Here is a 21,874-nt window from a genome sequence, read left to right as displayed (position 1 = left end):
GATGGACAATGATGATAAAAGCGGTACAACGTTTCTTTAAAAACGAGGCTGCGGGCGGCATCGTACTCATCGCGGCGGCTGCGCTGGCCATGTTGCTGGCCAATATGAGCGCCACACACGGCCTCTATGAAGGCTTTCTTAGCACACCGGTGGAGTTACAGGTCGGGGCGCTGGAGATCAAAAAGAACATGCTGCTGTGGGTGAACGACGCCCTGATGGCCGTGTTCTTTTTGCTGGTCGGGCTGGAGGTTAAGCGTGAACTGGTGCAGGGCTCGCTTGCAAGCCGCCGGCAAGCCTCGCTGCCGGTGATTGCCGCGCTGGGCGGCATGGTCGTTCCGGCCGCGCTCTATCTGGCCTTTAATTATCAGGATCCGATCGCTCGCGCGGGCTGGGCTATTCCTGCGGCGACCGATATCGCGTTCGCGCTGGGGATCCTGGCGCTGCTCGGCAGCCGCGTGCCGCCCGCGCTGAAAATCTTTCTGATGGCGCTGGCGATTATTGATGATCTGGGCGCGATTGTGATTATTGCGCTGTTTTACACCAGTTCGCTGTCAATGGTGTCGCTGCTGGTGGCGGCGGGCGCGATCGCCGTGCTGGCGCTCCTGAATATCTGCAACGTGCGCCGCGTCGGAGTTTATATTCTGGTAGGCGTGGTGCTCTGGACCGCGGTGCTGAAATCTGGCGTTCACGCCACGCTGGCGGGCGTGATTATCGGCTTTTTTGTGCCGCTTAAGGCAGAAAAGGGGCATTCGCCCGCCGGCACGCTGGAGCACGCGCTGCATCCGTGGGTAGGTTTTATGATCCTGCCGCTGTTCGCGTTCGCCAATGCGGGCGTTTCGCTTGAGGGCGTTACGCTGGCGGGCCTGGCATCACTGCTGCCGCTGGGTATTATCGCCGGACTGTTTATCGGCAAGCCGCTTGGCATCAGCCTCTTTTGCGCGCTGGCGGTCAAGCTCAAATGGGCCACGCTGCCGCCGGGTGTCACGCAGAAAACGATTATGGCCGTCGGCGTGCTGTGCGGCATCGGTTTTACCATGTCAATTTTTATCGCCTCGCTGGCGTTTGGCGATGTTGACGCCGCGCTGGTGACCTGGGCGAAACTTGGCATTCTGGTCGGGTCATTACTGGCTGCGGTCACCGGCTATTTGCTGCTGCGCGGCCATTTGTCGGGCACGCGTTAGCGCCCGCTTTATCACGCGGCCTTCCGGAGTGAAGGCCGCTCCGCTCTCAGGGAGTTCAGGGAGAATGCGCTCATGTCTCACATCAACTACAACCACCTGTATTACTTCTGGCAGGTTTGCAAAGAGGGCTCGGTCGTCGGTGCCGCCGAGGCGCTGTACCTCACGCCGCAAACCATTACCGGGCAGATAAAAGCGCTGGAGGAGCGGCTACAGGGCAAACTGTTTAAGCGTAAGGGAAGGGGGCTTGAGCCCAGCGAGCTGGGACAGCTGGTGTTTCGTTACGCTGACCGTATGTTTACCCTGAGCCAGGAGATGCTGGATATTATCAATTACCGCAAAGAATCTCATTTGTTGTTTGATGTCGGCGTGGCGGACGCGCTCTCTAAACGGCTGGTGAGCGGCGTACTGGACGCGGCGGTAGTGGAAGATGAACAAATTCATCTGCGCTGTTTTGAATCGACCCACGAGATGCTTCTGGAACAGCTCAGCCAGCATAAGCTCGACATGATTATCTCCGACTGCCCCATCGACTCCACGCAGCAGGCGGGGCTGTTTTCCGTGAAAATCGGCGAGTGTAGCGTGAGTTTCTGGTGTCAGAATCCGGCACCGACGAGGCCCTTCCCGGCGTGTCTCGAAGAGCGACGGCTGTTGATCCCGGGGCGTCGTTCGATGCTTGGGCGCAAACTGCTTAACTGGATCCACTCGCAGGGGCTGAAGGTGGAGATCCTCGGCGAGTTTGACGACGCGGCGCTGATGAAAGCGTTCGGCGCGGCGCATAACGCCGTATTTGTGGCGCCAAGCCTGTACGCGCACGATTTTTATGAGGATGACAATATCGTCGAGATAGGGCGGGTGGATAATGTGATGGAAGAGTATCACGCGATTTTTGCGGAGAGGATGATTCAGCACCCGGCGGTGCAGCGTATCTGCAATCGCGACTATTCGGCGCTGTTTGTGCCGCCGAAATAAAACCGCAGCCATAAAAAAACCCGCAGATGCGGGTTTTTTTAACAAGCTGCTTTAAACAAGCTTCAACGAATGGCGATTAAGCCAGTTTGTTGATCTGCGCAGTCAGGTTAGCCTTATGACGCGCGGCTTTGTTTTTGTGGATCAGACCTTTAGCAGCCTGACGATCCACGATTGGTTGCATTTCGTTAAATGCTTTCAGTGCAGCAGCTTTGTCGCCAGCTTCAATCGCTGCGTATACTTTCTTGATGAAAGTACGCATCATAGAGCGACGGCTTGCGTTGTGCTTACGGGCCTTTTCAGACTGAACGGCACGCTTCTTAGCTGATTTGATATTAGCCAAGGTCCAACTCCCAAATATGATCTATGTGGACAATTCAAAGGCCGAGGAATATGCCCTTTCAGCCTTCTTTTGTCAATGGATTTGTGCAAATAAGCGCCGTTGTTATGCGGCGCTCGTTACGTAGTGATGGCGCAAGATTCTACCAGCTTGCCTCGTGCGAATACAGTCTTTGTGGGACAAAATTCGCGTTCAGCGTGAAACCGTTGCGCAGCACGATGAAATCCTTGTCAGTTTATGGCTGACAGGGCCAAATCGTCGGTTAACCTTAAAGGCTGTACAAGGTATAATCCGACGATTTTCACTGTCCTGAGCCAGTCATGAAGCTGATACGCGGCATACATAATCTCACCTCTGAGCATCACGGTTGCGTGCTGACCATCGGCAATTTCGATGGCGTGCATCGTGGCCACCAGGCTTTGCTGAGCGGGCTATGCGCGCAAGGGCGCGAACGCGGCCTTCCCGTTATGGTCATGATCTTCGAGCCGCAGCCCCTTGAGCTTTTCGCCGCGGATAAAGCCCCTGCGCGGCTGACGCGGTTGCGTGAAAAGCTGCGCTATCTCGCCCGTTGCGGCGTGGATTACGTGCTGTGCATTCGCTTCGACCGCCGCTTTGCCGCGCTGACGGCGCAAAACTTTGTAAGCGATCTGCTGGTGGAGCGCCTCGGGGTTAAATTTCTGGCTACCGGGGATGATTTCCGCTTTGGCGCTGGTCGCGAAGGGGATTTCTTGTTATTACAGAAAGCCGGGCGCGAATATGGCTTTGAAGTCACCAGCACGCAAACGTTTTGCGATGAAGGTGTGCGCATTAGCAGTACTGCGGTGCGTCAGGCGCTCGCGCAGGATGATTTAGCGCTGGCGGAAAACCTGCTCGGACGGCCTTTCGCTATCTCCGGGCGCGTCGTCCACGGCGACGCGCTGGGGCGTACCATAGGTTTCCCGACGGCGAACGTACCGCTGCGCCGTCAGGTTTCGCCTGTGAAGGGCGTCTATGCGGTGGAAGTGCTGGGCATCAGCGATAAACCGCTGCCTGGCGTCGCCAATATCGGCACCCGCCCGACGGTGGCTGGCCTGCGTCAGCAGCTTGAAGTTCATCTGCTGGACGTTGCAATCGACCTCTACGGCCGCCATATAGATGTAGTGCTGCGTAAAAAAATACGCAATGAACAGCGGTTTGCCTCGCTTGATGAACTCAAGGCGCAAATCGCCAGAGACGTGATCACCGCCCGCGACTTTTTTGGGCTACCGACACCGGCGTAACGCCTGAATCGGCTAATTATCAAACCGAAATACGGAACCGAGAATCTGATGAGTGACTTTAAATCAACCCTGAATTTGCCGGAAACAGGGTTCCCGATGCGTGGCGATCTCGCCAAACGCGAACCGGGAATGCTGGCGCGTTGGACCGATGATGACCTCTACGGCATCATTCGTGCAGCCAAAAAAGGCAAAAAAACCTTCATTCTGCATGATGGCCCTCCTTATGCGAATGGCAGCATTCATATCGGTCACTCGGTTAACAAGATTCTGAAAGACATTATCGTGAAGTCCAAAGGGCTTGCCGGTTATGACTCCCCCTACGTGCCGGGCTGGGACTGCCACGGGCTGCCTATCGAGCTGAAAGTCGAGCAGGAATATGGCAAGCCGGGTGAGAAATTCACCGCTGCCGAATTCCGCGCTAAGTGCCGCGAGTACGCGGCGACCCAGGTTGACGGCCAGCGTAAAGACTTTATCCGTCTCGGCGTGCTGGGCGACTGGTCGCATCCGTACCTGACCATGGATTTCAAAACCGAGGCCAATATCATCCGCGCGCTCGGTAAAATCATCGGCAACGGCCATCTGCATAAAGGCGCCAAGCCGGTGCACTGGTGCGTTGACTGCCGCTCCGCGCTGGCTGAAGCGGAAGTGGAGTACTACGACAAAACGTCGCCGTCCATCGACGTCGCCTTTAACGCGGTAGACCCGGCGGCGGTCGCGGCGAAATTCGGCGCGCAGAATGTCAACGGCCCGGTATCGCTGGTTATCTGGACCACCACCCCGTGGACGCTGCCGGCGAACCGCGCGATCTCTCTGCATGCCGAGATCGACTATGTGCTGGTGCAGGTCGAAGGCCAGGCGCTGATCGTGGCGAAAGATCTGCTTGAAAGCGTGATGAAGCGTGTGAACATCGCGGATTACACCGTACTCGGCGAAACCAAAGGCGCGCAGCTTGAGCTGATGCGCTTCACGCACCCGTTCATGGGCTTTGACGTTCCGGCGATTCTCGGCGAGCACGTTACGCTCGACGCCGGTACCGGCGCGGTGCATACCGCAGGCGGCCACGGCCCGGACGACTACACCATCAGCCAGAAATATGGCCTGGAAATCGCCAACCCGGTCGGCCCGGACGGCGCTTATCTGCCGGGCACCTACCCGACGCTGGATGGCGTTAACGTCTTCAAAGCGAACGATCAAATCGTTGAGCTGCTGCGTGAAAAAGGCGCGCTGCTTAACGTGGCGAAGCTGCTGCACAGCTATCCGTGCTGCTGGCGTCATAAAACGCCGATCATCTTCCGCGCCACGCCGCAGTGGTTCGTCAGCATGGATCAAAAGGGCCTGCGCGCGCAGTCGCTGAAAGAGATCAAAGACGTGCAGTGGATCCCGGACTGGGGCCAGGCGCGCATCGAATCGATGGTCGCCAACCGTCCGGACTGGTGTATCTCCCGCCAGCGCACCTGGGGCGTGCCAATGTCCCTGTTCGTCCATAAAGAGACGCAGGAACTGCACCCGCGCACCCTGGAGCTGATGGAAGAAGTCGCTAAGCGCGTGGAAGTTGACGGTATTCAGGCGTGGTGGGATCTCGACCCGCGCGACATCATGGGCGATGACGCCGATGTCTATGAAAAAGTGCCGGATACGCTGGACGTCTGGTTCGACTCTGGATCGACCCACTCGTCAGTCGTTGACGTGCGCCCGGAATTCTCCGGCCATGCGGCGGACATGTATCTTGAAGGCTCTGACCAGCATCGCGGTTGGTTTATGTCTTCGCTGATGATCTCCACCGCCATGAAAGGCAAGGCGCCGTACCGTCAGGTACTGACCCACGGCTTCACCGTTGACGGTCAGGGCCGCAAGATGTCGAAATCTATCGGCAACACGGTCTCTCCGCAGGACGTGATGAACAAACTGGGCGCTGACATTCTGCGTCTGTGGGTAGCGTCGACCGACTACACCGGCGAAATGGCCGTGTCCGACGAAATCTTAAAACGCGCCGCCGATGCGTATCGTCGTATCCGTAACACCGCGCGCTTCCTGCTGGCGAACCTGAACGGTTTCGATCCGGCGAAAGACATGGTGAAACCGGAAGAGATGGTCGTGCTGGATCGTTGGGCGGTCGGCTGCGCGAAAGCCGCGCAGGACGATATCGTGAAAGCGTATGACGCTTACGATTTCCATGAAGTGGTGCAGCGCCTGATGCGCTTCTGCTCCATCGAAATGGGCTCGTTCTATCTCGACATCATCAAAGACCGTCAGTACACCGCGAAAGCTGACAGCGTGGCGCGCCGCAGCTGTCAGACCGCGCTGTATCATATCGCCGAAGCGCTGGTGCGCTGGATGGCGCCGATCATGTCCTTTACCGCGGATGAGATCTGGGGCTATCTGCCAGGCGCGCGTGAGAAATATGTCTTCACCGGCGAGTGGTACGACGGCCTGTTTGGCCTCGCGGAAACCGAAGCCATGAACGACGCTTACTGGGACGCCCTGCTGAAAGTGCGCGGCGAAGTGAACAAGGTGATTGAGCAGGCGCGCGCGGATAAAAAAGTCGGCGGGTCGCTGGAAGCAGCGGTCACTCTGTACGCGGAGCCGGAGCTGGCGGCGAAGCTCACCGCGCTTGGCGAGGAATTACGATTTGTCCTGTTGACCTCGCAGGCGAAGGTTGAGGATTATGCCAGCGCCGCCGCAGATGCCCAGCAGAGCGAATTGCTCAAAGGGCTGAAAGTGGCGCTCGCAAAAGCCGAAGGTGAGAAGTGCCCGCGCTGCTGGCATTACACCACCGATATTGGCAAGGTAGCGGAACACGCAGAAATCTGCGGTCGCTGTGTCAGCAACGTCGCCGGTGACGGCGAAAAACGTAAGTTCGCCTGATGAGTAAACCGATTCGTTCCACCGGTCTGCGCTGGCTGTGGCTGGTTGTGGTTGTGTTGATTGTCGATCTGGGTAGCAAGGCGTTAATCCTCCAGCACTTTGCGCTGGGGGAGACCGTCTCCCTGTTCCCGTCGCTGAATCTGCATTATGCGCGCAACTACGGCGCGGCGTTCAGCTTCCTCGCGGATAAAGGCGGCTGGCAGCGCTGGTTCTTCGCCGGTATCGCTATCGGCATCTGCGTGCTGCTCACCGTCATGATGTATCGTGCAAAGGCGAGCCAGAAGCTCAACAATATTGCTTACGCGCTGATTATTGGCGGCGCGCTGGGCAATTTGTTCGATCGTCTGTGGCACGGCTTTGTAGTCGATATGATCGACTTCTATGTCGGCGACTGGCATTTCGCCACCTTTAACCTGGCCGATACCGCTATCTGTATCGGCGCGGCGTTAATCGTGCTGGAAGGCTTTTTGCCGAAACCAGCCGCGAAAGCACAGGCGTAAATCTCCATGCCGGGTGGCGCTACGCTTACCCGGCCTGAAGCATTTGCGGCCTCTCGCAGGCCCGGTAAGCGCAGCGCCGCCGGGCAAACAGATGACCCAAAAAGTGAGCAACCTGCATGTCTACATCCATACAGAGCAACAGCGCGGTGCTGGTGCACTTTACGCTGAAGCTTGAAGACGGTTCCACGGCAGAGTCGAGCCGCAACAGCGGCAAACCGGCGCTCTTTCGCCTGGGCGACGGTTCGCTGTCGCAGGGGCTGGAGCGCGAACTGCTTGGCCTGCATGCGGGCGATAAAAAAGCGTTTACGCTGCTGCCGGAAGACGCCTTCGGAACGCCGAGCCCCGATCTCATCCAGTACTTCTCCCGCCGCGAATTTATCGACGCGGGGGAGCCGGACATCGGTGCTATTATGCTTTTTACCGCAATGGACGGCAGCGAAATGCCGGGGGTTATCCGTGAAATCAACGGCGACTCCATCACGGTGGATTTCAACCATCCGCTCGCCGGGCATACCCTTCATTTTGATATAGACGTGCTGGAAATCGATCCGGCGCTGGAGAGTTCTGATGCAGATCCTGTTGGCTAACCCGCGCGGCTTCTGCGCAGGCGTGGACCGCGCTATCAGCATTGTGGAAAACGCGCTGGCGATTTACGGCGCGCCTATCTACGTTCGCCACGAAGTGGTGCATAACCGCTACGTGGTAGACAGCCTGCGCGAACGCGGCGCAATTTTTATCGAGCAGATAAGCGAAGTGCCGGATGGCGCAATTTTGATTTTCTCCGCGCATGGCGTTTCCCAGGCGGTACGCAACGAAGCGAAAAGCCGTGACTTAACGGTATTTGACGCCACCTGCCCGCTGGTGACCAAAGTGCATATGGAAGTCGCGCGCTCAAGCCGCCGTGGCGAAGAAGCGATTCTTATCGGCCACGCCGGTCATCCGGAAGTAGAAGGCACGATGGGCCAGTACAGCAACCCGGAAGGGGGCATGTATCTGGTGGAATCGCCGGACGACGTCTGGAAAATTACCGTTAAGGATGAGGACAATCTCTCCTTTATGACCCAGACCACGCTGTCGGTAGACGACACCTCGGACGTTATCGACGCGCTGCGCCGCCGCTTCCCGAAAATCGTTGGTCCGCGCAAAGATGACATCTGCTACGCCACCACTAACCGTCAGGAAGCGGTGCGGGCGCTGGCGGAGCAGGCGGACGTGGTATTAGTGGTGGGTTCGAAAAACTCCTCTAACTCTAACCGCCTGGCAGAGCTCGCCCAGCGTATGGGCAAAACCGCCTACCTTATCGACGACGCGAATGATATTCAGGAAGCCTGGGTGAAAAACGCCGCCTGCGTGGGCGTTACCGCAGGTGCATCGGCGCCGGATATCCTGGTGCAGAACGTTATCGCGCGCCTGAAAGCGCTCGGCGGCAGCGACGCCCATGAGCTGACCGGTCGCGAAGAGAACATCGTGTTCGAAGTGCCGAAGGAACTGCGCATCGACGCCCGCGAAGTGCAGTAACTCCCGCGCGCGTACCGATAACAGCATGCCGGACGGTGAACATCGTCCGGCATTTTTTTATCCGCAAGCAGGCCAGTGATGACAGGACATTGTGTGAAAAAAACGCCGATTATTCTCGATACCGATCCGGGTATTGACGATGCCGTGGCCATTGCCGCCGCGCTGTTCTCGCCCGCAATCGATTTACAACTCATCACCACCGTGGCGGGTAACGTCAGCGTGGAGAAAACCACCCGCAACGCGCTGCAACTGCTGCATTTCTGGCAGGCTGATGTGCCGGTCGCGCAGGGCGCGGCCACGCCGCTGGTGCGCCCGCTGCGCGATGCCGCCTCAATTCACGGCGAATCAGGCATGGATGGTTACGATTTTCCGGCGCACGACCTGCAGACCCTCAATGTGCCCGCGTTTCAGGCAATGAATGAAAGCCTGATGGCAAGCCCCGAGCCGCTGACCATTGTCACCATCGGGCCGCTGACCAATATTGCGCTGTTGCTGACGCACTACCCGGCGTGTACCGCGAAAATCAAACGGCTGGTGATGATGGGCGGCTCCGCGGGGCGCGGCAACTTCACGCCGAACGCCGAGTTTAATATCGCCATCGATCCTGAAGCGGCCGCGCGGGTGTTTGAGAGCGGCATTGAAATTGTGATGTGCGGGCTCGACGTCACGCATCAGGCGGTGCTGACGCCCGACTATCTCGCCGCGCTGCCCGCGCTGAACCGGACGGGCCGACTGCTCCACGCGCTCTTTAGTCACTACCGCGCAGGCAGCATGACAACCGGGCTGCGCATGCACGATCTCTGCGCTATCGCCTGGGTGGTTAAGCCTGAGTTTTTCACGCTTAAGCGCTGTTTCGTTGCGGTGGAAACCCGCGGCGACTACACGGCGGGCACCACGGTTGTGGATATCGAAGGCCGGTTAAACCGGCCCGCTAATGCGCAGGTGGCGCTCGGAATCGACGTCGCCGCGTTTCGCGAATGGGTGGCGCAGACACTGGCGCTGGCGCCTTAGCTCACGGCCTCGCAGACAGTTTTTCCGTCAGATAGTCAATGAGCACCCGGATTTTGGCGGGCATATGACGTCCCGCCGACCACAGTAGCCAGAGTCTGCCTGAATAGCTGCTGATAAACTCCCATGCCGGCAGCACCTGTACAATCTCGCCTGCCGCCAGTGCGTCGCTTGCGGTAAAGCGCGGCAGGCTGCCGATACCGAGATGGCGCTTCACCGCGTCGAGCCGCACGCCGGTATGGTTGGCCGCGTAGCGCCCGCGCGTCTGGACCACCACGCTTTTTCCGTCGCGGCGAAATTTCCAGCGAGCGTCCGCCGCCGTCTCGCCAAGGCTGATGCAGCTGTGCTGACGTAATTCCTGCGGATGCTCCGGCGTGCCGTGGCGCGCCAGATACGCCGGGGTAGCGCACAGCAGGTGCTCTATCGGCATCAGCGGCTTGCCATACAAGCCGGGAGAGGGCGAGTCGGTGATACGCAGCGCCAGATCCACTTCATCATCAATCAAATCCATATAGCGGTCTTCGAGACGCAGGCAGATATCAACTTCCTGATAGCGCGCCAGAAATTCTTCCATCAGCGGGTGGATCACGAAACGGCCTACGGCTTTCGGCACGCCGAGCGTGACTCTTCCCTGCGGTGCCTGCGAGGCGGTGCCGCCGAGCGCCATGACATCGCGGGCGTTGTCCATCATGCTGGCGGCGCGCTGAAACACGCCGCAGCCTGCCTCGCTCAGGCGCAGCTTGCGGGTGGTGCGCACCAGCAGCTTGCAGCCCAGCTCACGCTCAAGACGTGAAACGCTGCGGCTGACGGAAGAGGGCGTGCTGCCAAGCTTTCGCGCGGCGGCGGAGAAGCTGCCGCTCTCCACCACCTGGACGAAAACGGCGATATCGGGCAGTAGAGCTAAATTCATATTTGTGCGCCTGATGCAAAGGTTCGTTGTCGCCGCGCAGGATTATCGCAGCGGCAATAATAAATATACTGTGTGATGAACCGGGAGGACAACGATGACACAACGAGACTACTACCTGAGTGACGCCTTAACGGGCGAGGCGACGGTGCTGCGCTGCGAGCAAAACGCGCAGGGCGACTATGAAGTGGAGCTGGACAGGACGCTGTTTCACCCGCAGGGCGGCGGGCAGCCCGCCGATAGCGGCACGATCAACGGCGCGCCGGTGCTGCGCGTAGAGAACCGCGGCGACACGGTCATTCATCTGCTGGCGCAGCCGCTGGCGAACGGCCCCGCCACGCTTGTGGTGGACGAACCGCTGCGCACACGCCATACCCGTTGGCACTCCGCCGGGCATCTGATTGGGTACGCGGGCGAGCGGCTTGGCTGGCGTCCGGTCAAGGCGCACCACTGGCCCGGCGAAGGCAAAATCACCTTTGCCCCGGATACGGCCACCGACGCGCCCGGGAGCGCGGCGTTTACGGCGGTTATTACGGAATGGGTTGCGGCCAATCTGCCGCGCAAGGTGGATTTCGTCGACGGGCGGCGTCAGGTGCGTTTCGGCGAGCTGCCGGTCTATGGCTGCGGCGGCACGCATGTCGCCTCGCTGTCGCAGGTGGGCGAGGTCACGCTCACCAGTATTAAAGTGAAAAAGGGGCAACTGCTGGTGGCGTACCAGCTTGCGGATTAACCCTCGCGGCAGGCGCAAACGCCTGCCGTCTCTACGGCATACCCTTAATAACATAGTGGTTACTACAGCTTTTACTGATATCCCCGCCGTTTTGTCATAATTTTCTAATTATCCCGGTTTTCCGCTGGCGGCCTGCGGTCAGGCTGGTTAACCTGAGAGCGATTTCTAAGCAATCTGAAGAGTATAAATATGCATGATGCACAGGTCCGCGTCGCGATCGCGGGGGCGGGTGGCCGTATGGGACGGCAATTAATCCAGGCGGCAATTTCAATGGAAGGCGTGGCGCTGGGCGCGGCGCTTGAGCGCGACGGCTCGACGCTGCTGGGCGCGGATGCCGGTGAGCTGGCAGGCGCTGGCGCGACCGGCGTTATTATTCAGAGCCGCCTTGAGGCAGTAAAAGATGACTTCGATGTGTTTATCGATTTCACGCGCCCGGAGGGCACGCTCGCCCATCTGGCGTTCTGCCGCGCGCAGGGTAAAGGCATGGTCATCGGCACCACCGGCTTTGACGACGCCGGTAAAGCCGCGATTCGTGATGCCGCGACGGCTATCCCGGTGGTTTTCGCCGCCAACTTCAGCGTGGGCGTTAATGTCATGCTTAAACTGCTTGAAAAAGCAGCGCAGGTGATGGGCGATTACACCGATATCGAAATTATTGAAGCGCATCACCGTCATAAAGTCGACGCGCCTTCGGGCACGGCGCTGGCAATGGGCGAGGCGATTGCCGGCGCGCTGAATAAAGATCTGAAAAGCTGCGCGGTATACGCTCGCGAAGGCCACACTGGCGAGCGAGAGCCCGGCACCATTGGGTTCGCCACGGTACGCGCGGGCGATATCGTGGGTGAGCACACCGCCATGTTTGCTGATATCGGCGAGCGCATCGAAATTACCCATAAAGCGTCCAGCCGTATGACATTTGCAAACGGCGCGGTGAGATCGGCGTTGTGGGTAAAATCCCGTAAAAATGGCCTTTATGATATGCGTGATGTGCTTAATCTCAATGATTTGTAATTATTATTACCCATCGTGATGTGGTTATTGCAATCGTAACTTTTTGATTGGAAGGGCAATAAATTATTGCCCTTTTTTATTTTGCTTTTTTTGGCGTTCTTAACGATTTTAAGGTTAAAGCACTCTTAAAAAAAAGTTTATGAGGGTTTTTTCGTTATCAGGTTGTGAATTTTGACCGTTTGGTCCACTTTGAAAGCTGTGTTATGCTTCCGCTTTATTTTTCTTGTCCAGCAACCGTTTTCCGCGCTTCGTTTTCTGTGTTTTTTGCCTATCATTCTCGCTGTTTTCATTAAAGCTTCCAAAATAACAATAAAAAGTGCGTTTTCAGGTAGACTTCCCCCTGGGTTATCTCTAGAATGCCGCCGTTTGCCAAAAATTCGCTGTTCAGGCGTTTTTGCATTGATTTAGCCACACCGGTTGAATTAATATGCAAATAAATTGACTGTTTATTCCCTGGAGGACGTTTTGATTAAGTCAGCGCTGTTGGTTCTGGAAGACGGAACCCAATTCTACGGTCGGGCCATCGGGGCAACAGGTACGGCAGTAGGGGAAGTCGTTTTCAATACTTCTATGACCGGTTATCAAGAAATCCTCACTGATCCTTCCTACTCCCGCCAGATTGTCACTCTTACTTATCCCCATATTGGTAATGTCGGTACTAACGACGCCGACGCTGAGTCCTCCCAGGTACATGCTCAGGGCCTCGTGATCCGCGATTTGCCGCTGATTGCCAGCAACTACCGCAACACCGAGGATCTCTCTTCTTACCTGAAGCGCCATAACATCGTGGCGATTGCCGATATCGATACCCGTAAGCTGACGCGTCTGCTGCGTGAGAAAGGCGCCCAGAACGGCTGCATCATCGCAGGGGATAATGTCGATGCCGCGCTGGCGCTTGAAAAAGCGAAAGCCTTCCCGGGCCTCAACGGCATGGATCTGGCGAAAGAAGTGACCACTAAAGAAGCCTGGAGCTGGACCCAGGGCAGCTGGGCGCTTAAAGGCGAGCTGCCGGAAGCGAAGAAAGCGGAAGAACTGCCTTACCATGTGGTGGCTTACGACTACGGCGTGAAGCGCAACATTCTGCGTATGCTGGTGGACCGCGGCTGCCGCCTGACGGTCGTTCCGGCGCAGACCCCGGCGGAGGACGTGCTGAAAATGAACCCGGACGGCATCTTCCTCTCAAATGGTCCCGGCGACCCGGCGCCATGCGATTACGCCATCGACGCCATTAAAAAATTCCTCGACACCGACGTGCCGGTCTTCGGCATCTGCCTTGGCCATCAGTTGCTGGCGCTGGCGAGCGGCGCGAAAACCGTGAAGATGAAGTTCGGCCACCACGGCGGCAACCACCCGGTAAAAGATCTCGACAACAACTGCGTGATGATCACCGCCCAGAACCACGGCTTTGCGGTTGACGAAGCCTCAATGCCCGCCACGCTGCGCGTGACTCACAAATCCCTGTTCGATAATACGTTGCAGGGCATTCACCGCACCGATAAACCGGCGTTCAGCTTCCAGGGGCACCCGGAGGCAAGCCCGGGGCCGCATGATGCCGCGCCGCTGTTTGACCATTTCATTGATTTAATTAAGCAGTATCGTCAAGACGCTAAGTAATCAGGAGACAGAGAGAAAATGCCAAAACGTACAGACATTAAAAGCATCCTGATTCTTGGCGCCGGTCCGATTGTTATCGGCCAGGCGTGCGAATTCGACTACTCCGGCGCCCAGGCGTGTAAAGCGCTGCGTGAAGAGGGCTACCGCGTCATTCTGGTGAACTCCAACCCCGCGACCATCATGACCGACCCGGAGATGGCGGATGCGACTTATATTGAGCCGATCCACTGGGAAGTGGTGCGTAAAATCATCGAAAAAGAGCGTCCGGACGCGGTGCTGCCGACCATGGGCGGCCAGACGGCGCTGAACTGCGCGCTGGACCTGGAGCGTCAGGGCGTACTGGAAGAGTTTGGCGTCACCATGATTGGCGCCACTGCCGACGCGATTGATAAAGCCGAAGACCGCCGCCGCTTCGACGTGGCGATGAAGAAAATCGGCCTTGAAACCGCGCGCTCCGGCATTGCCCATAATATGGACGAAGCGCTGGCTGTCGCGGCGGATGTCGGTTATCCGTGCATCATTCGTCCGTCCTTTACGATGGGCGGGACCGGCGGCGGCATCGCGTATAACCGCGAGGAATTCGAAGAAATTTGCGCCCGCGGCCTCGACCTTTCCCCGACCAAAGAGCTGCTGATTGACGAATCGCTGATCGGCTGGAAAGAGTACGAGATGGAAGTGGTGCGTGATAAAAATGACAACTGCATCATCGTCTGCTCTATCGAAAACTTCGACGCCATGGGCATCCATACCGGCGACTCCATCACCGTGGCCCCGGCCCAGACGCTGACCGACAAGGAATATCAGATCATGCGTAACGCCTCGATGGCGGTACTGCGTGAAATCGGCGTCGAAACCGGCGGCTCTAACGTGCAGTTTGCGGTGAACCCGAAAAATGGTCGTCTGATTGTTATTGAAATGAACCCCCGCGTGTCGCGCTCCTCAGCACTGGCCTCAAAAGCGACCGGTTTCCCGATTGCCAAAGTGGCGGCGAAACTGGCGGTGGGCTATACCCTCGACGAGCTGATGAACGACATCACCGGTGGCCGTACCCCGGCCTCCTTCGAGCCGTCTATCGACTACGTTGTCACCAAAATTCCGCGCTTTAACTTTGAGAAATTTGCGGGCGCTAACGACCGTCTGACCACCCAGATGAAGTCGGTCGGTGAGGTCATGGCGATTGGCCGCACTCAGCAGGAGTCGATGCAGAAAGCGCTGCGCGGTCTGGAAGTAGGCGCGACCGGTTTTGACCCGAAAGTGAGCCTGGATGACCCGGAGGCGCTGACCAAAATCCGTCGTGAGCTGAAAGACGCGGGCGCCGAGCGTATCTGGTACATCGCTGACGCTTTCCGCGCGGGCCTGTCCGTTGACGGCGTTTTCAACCTGACCAACATCGACCGCTGGTTCCTGGTGCAGATTGAAGAGCTGGTGCGCCTTGAAGAACAGGTCGCCGAGCAGGGCATTAATGGCCTGAACGCCGATTTCCTGCGGATGCTCAAACGTAAAGGCTTCGCCGATGCGCGTCTTGCGAAACTCGCGGGCGTCAGTGAATCGGAAATCCGCAAGCTGCGCGAGCAGTACAACCTGCATCCGGTCTATAAGCGTGTGGATACCTGCGCGGCGGAATTCGCCACCGATACCGCCTACATGTACTCCACTTATGAAGAAGAGTGCGAGGCGAATCCGAACCAGGATCGTGAAAAAATCATGGTGCTGGGCGGCGGGCCGAACCGTATCGGCCAGGGCATTGAGTTCGACTACTGCTGCGTACATGCCGCGCTGGCGCTGCGTGAAGACGGTTACGAGACCATCATGGTCAACTGCAACCCGGAAACCGTCTCCACCGACTACGATACTTCCGACCGCCTCTACTTTGAGCCGGTTACGCTGGAAGATGTGCTGGAAATCGTACGCATCGAGAAGCCGAAAGGCGTTATTGTGCAGTACGGCGGCCAGACGCCGCTGAAGCTGGCGCGCGCGCTGGAAGCAGCAGGCGTACCGGTTATCGGCACCAGCCCGGACGCTATCGACCGCGCCGAAGACCGCGAGCGCTTTCAGCAGGCGGTGGATCGCCTGAAGCTGAAACAGCCGGCGAACGCCACCGTGACGGCCATCGAACAGGCGGTCGAGAAAGCGAAAGAAATCGGCTACCCGCTGGTGGTGCGCCCGTCTTACGTGCTGGGCGGCCGCGCGATGGAAATCGTCTACGACGAAGCCGACCTGCGTCGCTACTTCCAGACGGCGGTGAGCGTTTCCAACGACGCGCCAGTGCTGCTGGACCGCTTCCTGGACGACGCCGTTGAAGTGGACGTGGACGCCATCTGCGACGGCGAAATGGTGCTGATTGGCGGCATCATGGAGCATATCGAACAGGCGGGCGTGCACTCTGGCGACTCCGCGTGCTCGCTGCCAGCGTACACCTTAAGCCAGGAGATTCAGGACGTGATGCGCCAGCAGGTGCAGAAGCTGGCCTTTGAACTCCAGGTCCGCGGCCTGATGAACGTCCAGTTCGCGGTGAAAGACAACGAAGTCTACCTGATTGAAGTAAACCCGCGCGCCGCGCGTACCGTGCCGTTTGTCTCCAAAGCTACCGGCGTGCCGCTGGCGAAAGTGGCAGCGCGCGTTATGGCAGGCAGAACGCTGAGCGAGCAGGGCGTCACCAAAGAGATAATCCCACCGTATTATTCGGTGAAAGAAGTGGTGCTGCCGTTCAATAAGTTCCCGGGCGTTGACCCGCTGCTGGGGCCGGAAATGCGCTCCACAGGCGAGGTGATGGGCGTGGGCCGCACCTTCGCAGAGGCATTCGCCAAAGCGCAGCTTGGCAGCAACTCCACCATGAAGAAACAGGGCCGCGCGCTGCTCTCGGTGCGTGAAGGCGATAAAGAGCGTGTGGTGGATCTCGCCGCCAAGCTGTTGAAATTTGGCTTCGAGCTTGATGCGACGCACGGCACCGCGATTGTGCTGGGCGAAGCAGGCATTAACCCGCGTCTGGTGAACAAGGTGCATGAAGGGCGTCCGCACATTCAGGACCGTATCAAGAATGGCGAATACACGTATATCATCAACACCACCGCAGGCCGTCAGGCGATTGAAGACTCCAAGCTGATTCGCCGCAGCGCGCTGCAGTATAAAGTGCACTACGACACCACGCTGAACGGCGGCTTCGCCACCGCAATGGCGCTGAATGCCGACGCTAAAGAAAAAGTGATTTCGGTGCAGGAGATGCACGCGCAGATCGCGAAGTAAGAAATTATGAATGAGCCAAAAGCCAGCGTAAGCTGGCTTTTTTTTATGCTTACCCCCTAAATTTAATAGCCAATTAGTTTTTCACTCCTGTGTGACCATCCGTTACCCTTGACCCCTTATCGTTTATCGAAGCCCAGTTTCACGTTTAAGGAGAAACACGTGTTAAAAAGAGTCATGCTTTTGGGTGCCTGTCTGGCATTGACCGCCTGTTTTGGCGGCGGTGACAGTAAAGAATTTTTGATTGATAACCCGACCGGGAAACCCTTAGCGATTTCTGTCGATGACCAAAAAATAACGGTTCCGGCAAAGGAATCTCACAATATTAAACTGGACGCGGGCCAACATACGTTGACGCTGGAAAATGGCGAAAAGGTAAAATTCAGCGTGTTTGGCGCCTGGCCTCGCTCCGGCGAGAGCGGCCTTATCAACCCGACCCGTACCCGTTACATTTACGTCGTGCAAAAGTATCTGGCGGAAGGCGTTCAGCCAGCCGGTGAAAATGGTGATGTTCACACCCTGACAATTGATGGGGAGACCGTCACCGGCCCATTCGAGGACCTGGGTAGCGAACTCTTTATTGATAATTTTGCGAAAGAGTGGGAGCTGAACCCGACAGAGGCTTTCCCTGAGTCGATGACATCCACGACGAACGATAATTACAAGACTAAGATTTTCCGCATCGAAGACTTTAAGCATTTCTATAACAATGAGTTTTCTCCGTCCGTTGAATATACGGAAAATATGCGTATTACGGAGTCGCGTTATCAGCCGCCTGTCATTACCGCGCATTTTAATTCTGCGGAATTACAGCAAAACCTGAATGACGCCACCAAAATTTATACCGCGTTTATTCACGCTGAGTCGGCAAGTGACCAAAAAGATCTGCTGAAAGAGTTTGAAAAACAGAACCGCGAAAAATGGCGTAAACCAGCAGCAGGCGGTGAAGAGCTGACCCGCTATTATGAAATCATGACCAATCTTAATCACATCATGATGAGCTCTATTCTTGAGCTTAAGCCGTAACGTCTGACCGCCGGGCGTCTGCATATCAGGCGCCCGGCCTCAGAACCTTCTGTATTTCCAAAAATTATCAGTCAGTTAACCTAAAATAATAAGGTGTGTAATCAAATCCAACGAAAAGCAGGGAGAACACCATGCGATCGAAACTACTGATAACATCCATTTTTGCTGCCGCCACGCTGTTTACCGTCGCGGGCTGTTCATCCAATCAGGCTGTTAAAACCACTGACGGCAAGACCATTGTCACTGATGGTAAACCGGAAGTAGATAGCGATACCGGCCTGGTATCTTATAAAAATGCCCAGACCGGCCAGACCGAGCAGATTAATCGCGGCGAGGTGAAATCCATGAGCGAGCTGGATAATTAAGCACGACGCTGGTTATTCCACACCTTAAAAACGGATGCTCAGGCATCCGTTTTTTGATTACGCGTTGATCCCACCTTCCCACTGCAAGAAATAATACCCCTGCGGATTGCCCCTGTAAGCGCGCCTGTTAACTGGCTACACTCATTCCATTCCCATGATGGGCAGCGACACAGGCAAAGTTATGATTTTAATTATTTATGCGCACCCCTATCCGCACCACTCTCACGCCAACCGGCGGATGCTGGAACATGTGCAGGGGCTGGACGAACTCGAAGTGCGCTCGCTTTATCAGCTCTACCCCGATTTCAACATTAATGTCGCCGCCGAACAGGAGGCGCTCGCGCGCGCTGATTTGATTGTCTGGCAGCACCCCATGCAGTGGTACAGCGTGCCGCCGCTTTTCAAACTCTGGATAGATAAAGTGCTCGCGCACGGCTGGGCCTATGGCAAAGGCGCAACGGCGCTGCAAGGCAAAAGCGTCTTGTGGGCGGTCACGACGGGCGGCGACAGGCATCACTTTGATATTGGCGATCATCCGGGGTTTGATGTGCTCGCCCAGCCGCTACAGGCGACGGCGCTCTATTGCGGCCTCAACTGGCTGACGCCCTATGTCATGCACCGCACCTTTGTGTGCGACGACGAAACGCTGGAAGGCAAAGCGCGGGAGTATCAACAACGATTAACCGACTGGCAGGAGCGTCATCATGGATAGCTATACTCTGATTCAGGCCCTGATCTATCTCGGATCGGCGGCGTTGATTGTGCCTGTCGCGGTGCGGTTAGGGCTCGGTTCGGTGCTGGGTTACCTGATTGCGGGCGGGCTGATTGGCCCGTGGGGATTGCGGCTGGTGACAGACGCGCAGGCGATATTGCACTTTGCCGAAATCGGCGTGGTGTTAATGCTGTTTGTCATTGGCCTTGAGCTCGATCCGCAGCGGCTGTGGAAACTGCGCGCGTCGGTGTTTGGCGGCGGGGCGTTGCAGATGGGCGCGTGCGGCTTGTTGCTCGGCGGCTTTTGCGTCGCGCTCGGGTTACGCTGGCAGGTGGCGCTGCTGATTGGCCTGACGCTCGCGCTCTCGTCAACGGCCATTGCCATGCAGGCGATGAACGAGCGCAACCTGACGGCTTCGCAGCTGGGGCGCAGCGCGTTTGCCGTACTGCTGTTTCAGGATATCGCCGCGATCCCGCTGGTCGCGATGATCCCGTTGCTTGCCGCGAGCGGCGAGGCGACGACCGCCAGCGCGTTTTTACTCTCGGCGTTGAAAGTCGTCGGCGCGCTGGCGCTGGTGGTATTGCTTGGCCGTTTCGTCGCGCGTCCGGCGTTGCGTTTCGTGGCGCGATCCGGGCTGCGTGAAGTGTTCAGCGCCGTGGCGCTGTTTCTGGTGTTTGGCTTCGGCCTGCTGCTGGAAGAAGCCGGATTGTCGATGGCGATGGGCGCGTTTCTTGCGGGCGTGTTGCTGGCGAGCTCCGAATACCGGCATGCGCTGGAGAGCGATATCGAGCCTTTTAAAGGGCTGCTGTTGGGGCTCTTTTTTATCGGCGTCGGTATGTCGATTGATTTCGGTACGCTGGTCGCGCATCCGCTGCGCGTGCTGACGCTGCTGTTCGGCTTCCTGATTATCAAGACCGTCACGCTGTGGCTGGTGGCGAAGCCGCTGAAGGTGCCGGGCCGCCAGCGTCGCTGGTTCGCGGTGCTGTTAGGTCAGGGAAGCGAGTTTGCGTTTGTGATTTTCGGCGCAGCGCGCAGCGCAGAGGTGCTGGATGCGGAATGGGCGAAGGCGCTGACGCTCGCGGTGGCGCTCTCCATGGCCGCGACGCCGCTGCTGCTCGTGCTGTTAACCTGCCTTGAAAAAACGGGACAACAACAGGCGCGCGAAGCCGACGAGATTGACGAAGAACAACCGCGCGTCATTATCGCGGGCTTCGGGCGTTTCGGGCAGATTGCGGGCCGTTTACTGCTCTCCAGCGGCGTGAAAATGGTGGTGCTTGATCACGACCCGGATCACATTGAGACCCTGCGCAAGTTCGGCATGAAAGTGTTTTATGGCGACGCCACGCGCGTCGATTTACTGGAGTCCGCCGGAGTGGCGAAAGCCGAAGTGTTAATCAACGCCATCGACGATCCGCAGGCGAATTTACAGCTGACGGAACTGGTGCAGACGCACTTCCCGCAGGTGCGGATCATTGCGCGCGCGCGCGATGTCGATCATTACATTCGCCTGCGTCAGGCGGGTGTGGCGCAGCCGGAGCGTGAAACGTTTGAAGGCGCGTTGCGGGTCGGGCGGATGGCGCTGGAAGAGCTGGGGATCGGGCGCTACGAAGCGCGCGAGCGCGCCGACCTGTTCCGCTGTTACAACCAGCAGATGGTCGACGAGATGGCCGATGGCGATAACGACACCACGGCGCGCGCCGCCACCTTCAAGCGCACCAGCGCAATGCTGACGGAGATTATCAGCGAAGACCGCGCGCATCTGTCGCTGATTCAGCGCCACGGCTGGCAGGGCACGCAGGAAGGCAAGCACACCGGCAACGACGCCGATGAGCCCGTCGTGAAACCGCAGCCATAAAAAACGCCCCGTCAGGGGCGTTTTCTTTTATATCAATGGCGGGCGCGAGTTAACTCAGCGCCACCTTGATGCCGAGCGCCAGCAGCATGCCGCCCAGCAGTTTATCGATAATCTTCTGTGCTTTGGTCAGGCCGCGACGCACCGGCGCGCTCTGGATAAGCAACACCAGCAGCGGCCACCAGACCAGCGTCAGCGCGACGATAATGCCCGCGTACCAGAGTTTTTCCATCATGCCGGAATTGACGTTCAGCACCTGGGTAAACATCGCCAGGAAAAACAGCGTGGCTTTAGGGTTCAGCAGGTTGCAGAGATAGCCCTGGATAAACGCCTTTTTGAGCGAGGTGGATTCCTGCGCCACGCCGTCCAGCGCCAGGCTGGTAGTGCCGCGGGCCAGCAGTGCATTGATGCCGAGCCAGACCAGATATGTCGCGCCGACATATTTCAGCGCGCCGAAAAGCCACGGCGTCGTGGTGATCAACACCGCGATGCCCGCCACGCAGTAAGTCATGTGCGTGACGACGCCTGCGATCACGCCCGCCGCCGTCATCATCGCCGCGCTACGCGGATACCGCGCGGCGTTTTTGATAACCAGAAAGAAGTCGGGGCCCGGCGAGAGCATACCCAGCGCCGCGATGGTGGCAACGAAAAGAGTGGTTTCCAGCATGGTCAATCCTCACATCAACGAGCGCGCACTATAAAGCATTCAGCCTGTTTTGGCATCCGCGTCAGCGGGCTTTACGGGGGTGTAAAGGCGAAGCGCTTGTGGTTTCAATGAGA

At 57.7% G+C, this 21,874-nt stretch carries 19 protein-coding genes and 1 pseudogene; 17 read left to right on the top strand and 3 right to left on the bottom strand.

All coding sequences use genetic code 11. The features are described 5' to 3' along the window. The first annotated feature begins 8 nt into the window (after positions 1 to 8). A complete protein-coding gene (gene nhaA / locus BJP61_RS18125) occupies positions 9 to 1,181 on the top strand; it encodes a Na+/H+ antiporter NhaA (protein ID WP_161579995.1) in 1,173 nt (390 codons plus the stop codon). Between the two features lie 72 nt (positions 1,182 to 1,253). Next, entirely contained in the window at positions 1,254 to 2,150 is an 897-nt protein-coding gene (nhaR, locus tag BJP61_RS18120; RefSeq protein ID WP_038864994.1) for a transcriptional activator NhaR, read from the top strand. A 76-nt stretch (positions 2,151 to 2,226) separates the two neighbouring features. On the opposite strand, the gene rpsT is transcribed toward nhaR, so the two are convergent. After that, positions 2,227 to 2,490 (bottom strand): 30S ribosomal protein S20, encoded by a 264-nt coding sequence (gene rpsT, locus BJP61_RS18115; RefSeq protein WP_001518655.1) that lies wholly within the window; start codon positions 2,488 to 2,490, stop codon positions 2,227 to 2,229. Between the two features lie 104 nt (positions 2,491 to 2,594). Here rpsT and BJP61_RS21770 point away from each other — a divergent pair. From BJP61_RS21770 to rihC, 7 genes and pseudogenes are all read left to right on the top strand, one after another. Next, positions 2,595 to 2,800 (top strand): annotated as a pseudogene (locus BJP61_RS21770) (DUF2575 domain-containing protein). 7 nt (positions 2,801 to 2,807) lie between these two features. Next, a complete protein-coding gene (gene ribF / locus BJP61_RS18105) occupies positions 2,808 to 3,746 on the top strand; it encodes a bifunctional riboflavin kinase/FAD synthetase (RefSeq protein WP_007709996.1) in 939 nt (312 codons plus the stop codon). Between the two features lie 48 nt (positions 3,747 to 3,794). Continuing rightward, positions 3,795 to 6,611 (top strand): isoleucine--tRNA ligase, encoded by a 2,817-nt coding sequence (gene ileS / locus BJP61_RS18100; protein WP_171998923.1) that lies wholly within the window; start codon positions 3,795 to 3,797, stop codon positions 6,609 to 6,611. After that, positions 6,611 to 7,111: a signal peptidase II gene (gene lspA, locus BJP61_RS18095; RefSeq protein ID WP_038864980.1), complete on the top strand. Its 501-nt coding sequence runs from the start codon at positions 6,611 to 6,613 to the stop codon at positions 7,109 to 7,111. Before ileS ends, lspA begins: the two co-directional genes overlap by 1 nt. A 116-nt stretch (positions 7,112 to 7,227) precedes the next feature. Then, positions 7,228 to 7,698: an FKBP-type peptidyl-prolyl cis-trans isomerase gene (gene fkpB / locus BJP61_RS18090; RefSeq protein ID WP_004386255.1), complete on the top strand. Its 471-nt coding sequence runs from the start codon at positions 7,228 to 7,230 to the stop codon at positions 7,696 to 7,698. Then, the gene (ispH, locus tag BJP61_RS18085; RefSeq protein ID WP_038864978.1) at positions 7,679 to 8,629 is read left to right on the top strand and encodes a 4-hydroxy-3-methylbut-2-enyl diphosphate reductase; all 951 of its coding nucleotides are present in this window, start codon (positions 7,679 to 7,681) and stop codon (positions 8,627 to 8,629) included. The genes fkpB and ispH overlap by 20 nt, the downstream gene beginning before the upstream one ends. A 93-nt stretch (positions 8,630 to 8,722) precedes the next feature. Then, complete coding sequence (gene rihC, locus BJP61_RS18080; RefSeq protein WP_171998921.1) at positions 8,723 to 9,640, top strand: ribonucleoside hydrolase RihC; 918 nt, start codon at positions 8,723 to 8,725, stop codon at positions 9,638 to 9,640. Position 9,641: 1 nt separating this feature from the next. Here the strand turns inward: rihC and BJP61_RS18075 are convergent, their stop codons facing one another. Further along, positions 9,642 to 10,547 carry a LysR family transcriptional regulator gene (locus tag BJP61_RS18075; RefSeq protein WP_038864974.1) on the bottom strand — a complete coding sequence of 302 codons (906 nt, stop codon included), beginning with the start codon at positions 10,545 to 10,547 and terminating at the stop codon, positions 9,642 to 9,644. Between the two features lie 94 nt (positions 10,548 to 10,641). Here BJP61_RS18075 and BJP61_RS18070 point away from each other — a divergent pair, with 94 nt between their 5' ends. The 8 genes from BJP61_RS18070 to kefC all read left to right on the top strand — a co-directional run bounded on the left by BJP61_RS18070 (position 10,642) and on the right by kefC (position 21,097). Next, complete coding sequence (locus BJP61_RS18070) at positions 10,642 to 11,274, top strand: alanyl-tRNA editing protein (RefSeq protein WP_161579991.1); 633 nt, start codon at positions 10,642 to 10,644, stop codon at positions 11,272 to 11,274. Positions 11,275 to 11,463: 189 nt separating this feature from the next. Further along, complete coding sequence (gene dapB, locus BJP61_RS18065; protein ID WP_075193469.1) at positions 11,464 to 12,285, top strand: 4-hydroxy-tetrahydrodipicolinate reductase; 822 nt, start codon at positions 11,464 to 11,466, stop codon at positions 12,283 to 12,285. A gap of 465 nt (positions 12,286 to 12,750) precedes the next feature. Next, positions 12,751 to 13,899, top strand: a complete 1,149-nt coding sequence (carA, locus tag BJP61_RS18060) for a glutamine-hydrolyzing carbamoyl-phosphate synthase small subunit (protein ID WP_171998919.1) — start codon at positions 12,751 to 12,753, stop codon at positions 13,897 to 13,899. Between the two features lie 18 nt (positions 13,900 to 13,917). After that, positions 13,918 to 17,142, top strand: a complete 3,225-nt coding sequence (carB, locus tag BJP61_RS18055; RefSeq protein WP_171998917.1) for a carbamoyl-phosphate synthase large subunit — start codon at positions 13,918 to 13,920, stop codon at positions 17,140 to 17,142. A 159-nt stretch (positions 17,143 to 17,301) separates the two neighbouring features. Then, positions 17,302 to 18,165, top strand: a complete 864-nt coding sequence (locus BJP61_RS18050) for a hypothetical protein (RefSeq protein WP_038864964.1) — start codon at positions 17,302 to 17,304, stop codon at positions 18,163 to 18,165. Positions 18,166 to 18,296: 131 nt separating this feature from the next. Continuing rightward, positions 18,297 to 18,530, top strand: a complete 234-nt coding sequence (locus BJP61_RS18045; RefSeq protein WP_038864962.1) for a YgdI/YgdR family lipoprotein — start codon at positions 18,297 to 18,299, stop codon at positions 18,528 to 18,530. A gap of 181 nt (positions 18,531 to 18,711) precedes the next feature. Then, entirely contained in the window at positions 18,712 to 19,242 is a 531-nt protein-coding gene (kefF, locus tag BJP61_RS18040; RefSeq protein ID WP_038864960.1) for a glutathione-regulated potassium-efflux system oxidoreductase KefF, read from the top strand. Next, positions 19,235 to 21,097: a glutathione-regulated potassium-efflux system protein KefC gene (kefC, locus tag BJP61_RS18035; RefSeq protein WP_171998914.1), complete on the top strand. Its 1,863-nt coding sequence runs from the start codon at positions 19,235 to 19,237 to the stop codon at positions 21,095 to 21,097. Before kefF ends, kefC begins: the two co-directional genes overlap by 8 nt. Before the next feature lie 49 nt (positions 21,098 to 21,146). Here kefC and BJP61_RS18030 read toward each other — a convergent pair whose 3' ends face one another. Further along, a complete protein-coding gene (locus tag BJP61_RS18030) occupies positions 21,147 to 21,761 on the bottom strand; it encodes a LysE family transporter (RefSeq protein WP_171998912.1) in 615 nt (204 codons plus the stop codon). Positions 21,762 to 21,874: the final 113 nt, after the last annotated feature.

It is taken from the genome of Cronobacter sp. JZ38, assembly GCF_008932145.1.
GTDB lineage: Bacteria > Pseudomonadota > Gammaproteobacteria > Enterobacterales > Enterobacteriaceae > Cronobacter > Cronobacter muytjensii.
Note: the sequence above shows the minus strand (reverse complement) of the source record. Positions and strands in the feature narration are given on the sequence as shown.

Coding starts and splice junctions, on each gene's coding strand:
- nhaA (WP_161579995.1), top strand. CDS start 9: ATGATGATAAAAGCGGTACAACGTTTCTTTAAAAACGAGGCTGCGGGC.
- nhaR (WP_038864994.1), top strand. CDS start 1,254: ATGTCTCACATCAACTACAACCACCTGTATTACTTCTGGCAGGTTTGC.
- ribF (WP_007709996.1), top strand. CDS start 2,808: ATGAAGCTGATACGCGGCATACATAATCTCACCTCTGAGCATCACGGT.
- ileS (WP_171998923.1), top strand. CDS start 3,795: ATGAGTGACTTTAAATCAACCCTGAATTTGCCGGAAACAGGGTTCCCG.
- lspA (WP_038864980.1), top strand. CDS start 6,611: ATGAGTAAACCGATTCGTTCCACCGGTCTGCGCTGGCTGTGGCTGGTT.
- fkpB (WP_004386255.1), top strand. CDS start 7,228: ATGTCTACATCCATACAGAGCAACAGCGCGGTGCTGGTGCACTTTACG.
- ispH (WP_038864978.1), top strand. CDS start 7,679: ATGCAGATCCTGTTGGCTAACCCGCGCGGCTTCTGCGCAGGCGTGGAC.
- BJP61_RS18075 (WP_038864974.1), bottom strand. CDS start 10,547: ATGAATTTAGCTCTACTGCCCGATATCGCCGTTTTCGTCCAGGTGGTG.
- BJP61_RS18070 (WP_161579991.1), top strand. CDS start 10,642: ATGACACAACGAGACTACTACCTGAGTGACGCCTTAACGGGCGAGGCG.
- dapB (WP_075193469.1), top strand. CDS start 11,464: ATGCATGATGCACAGGTCCGCGTCGCGATCGCGGGGGCGGGTGGCCGT.
- carB (WP_171998917.1), top strand. CDS start 13,918: ATGCCAAAACGTACAGACATTAAAAGCATCCTGATTCTTGGCGCCGGT.
- BJP61_RS18045 (WP_038864962.1), top strand. CDS start 18,297: ATGCGATCGAAACTACTGATAACATCCATTTTTGCTGCCGCCACGCTG.
- kefF (WP_038864960.1), top strand. CDS start 18,712: ATGATTTTAATTATTTATGCGCACCCCTATCCGCACCACTCTCACGCC.
- kefC (WP_171998914.1), top strand. CDS start 19,235: ATGGATAGCTATACTCTGATTCAGGCCCTGATCTATCTCGGATCGGCG.
- BJP61_RS18030 (WP_171998912.1), bottom strand. CDS start 21,761: ATGCTGGAAACCACTCTTTTCGTTGCCACCATCGCGGCGCTGGGTATG.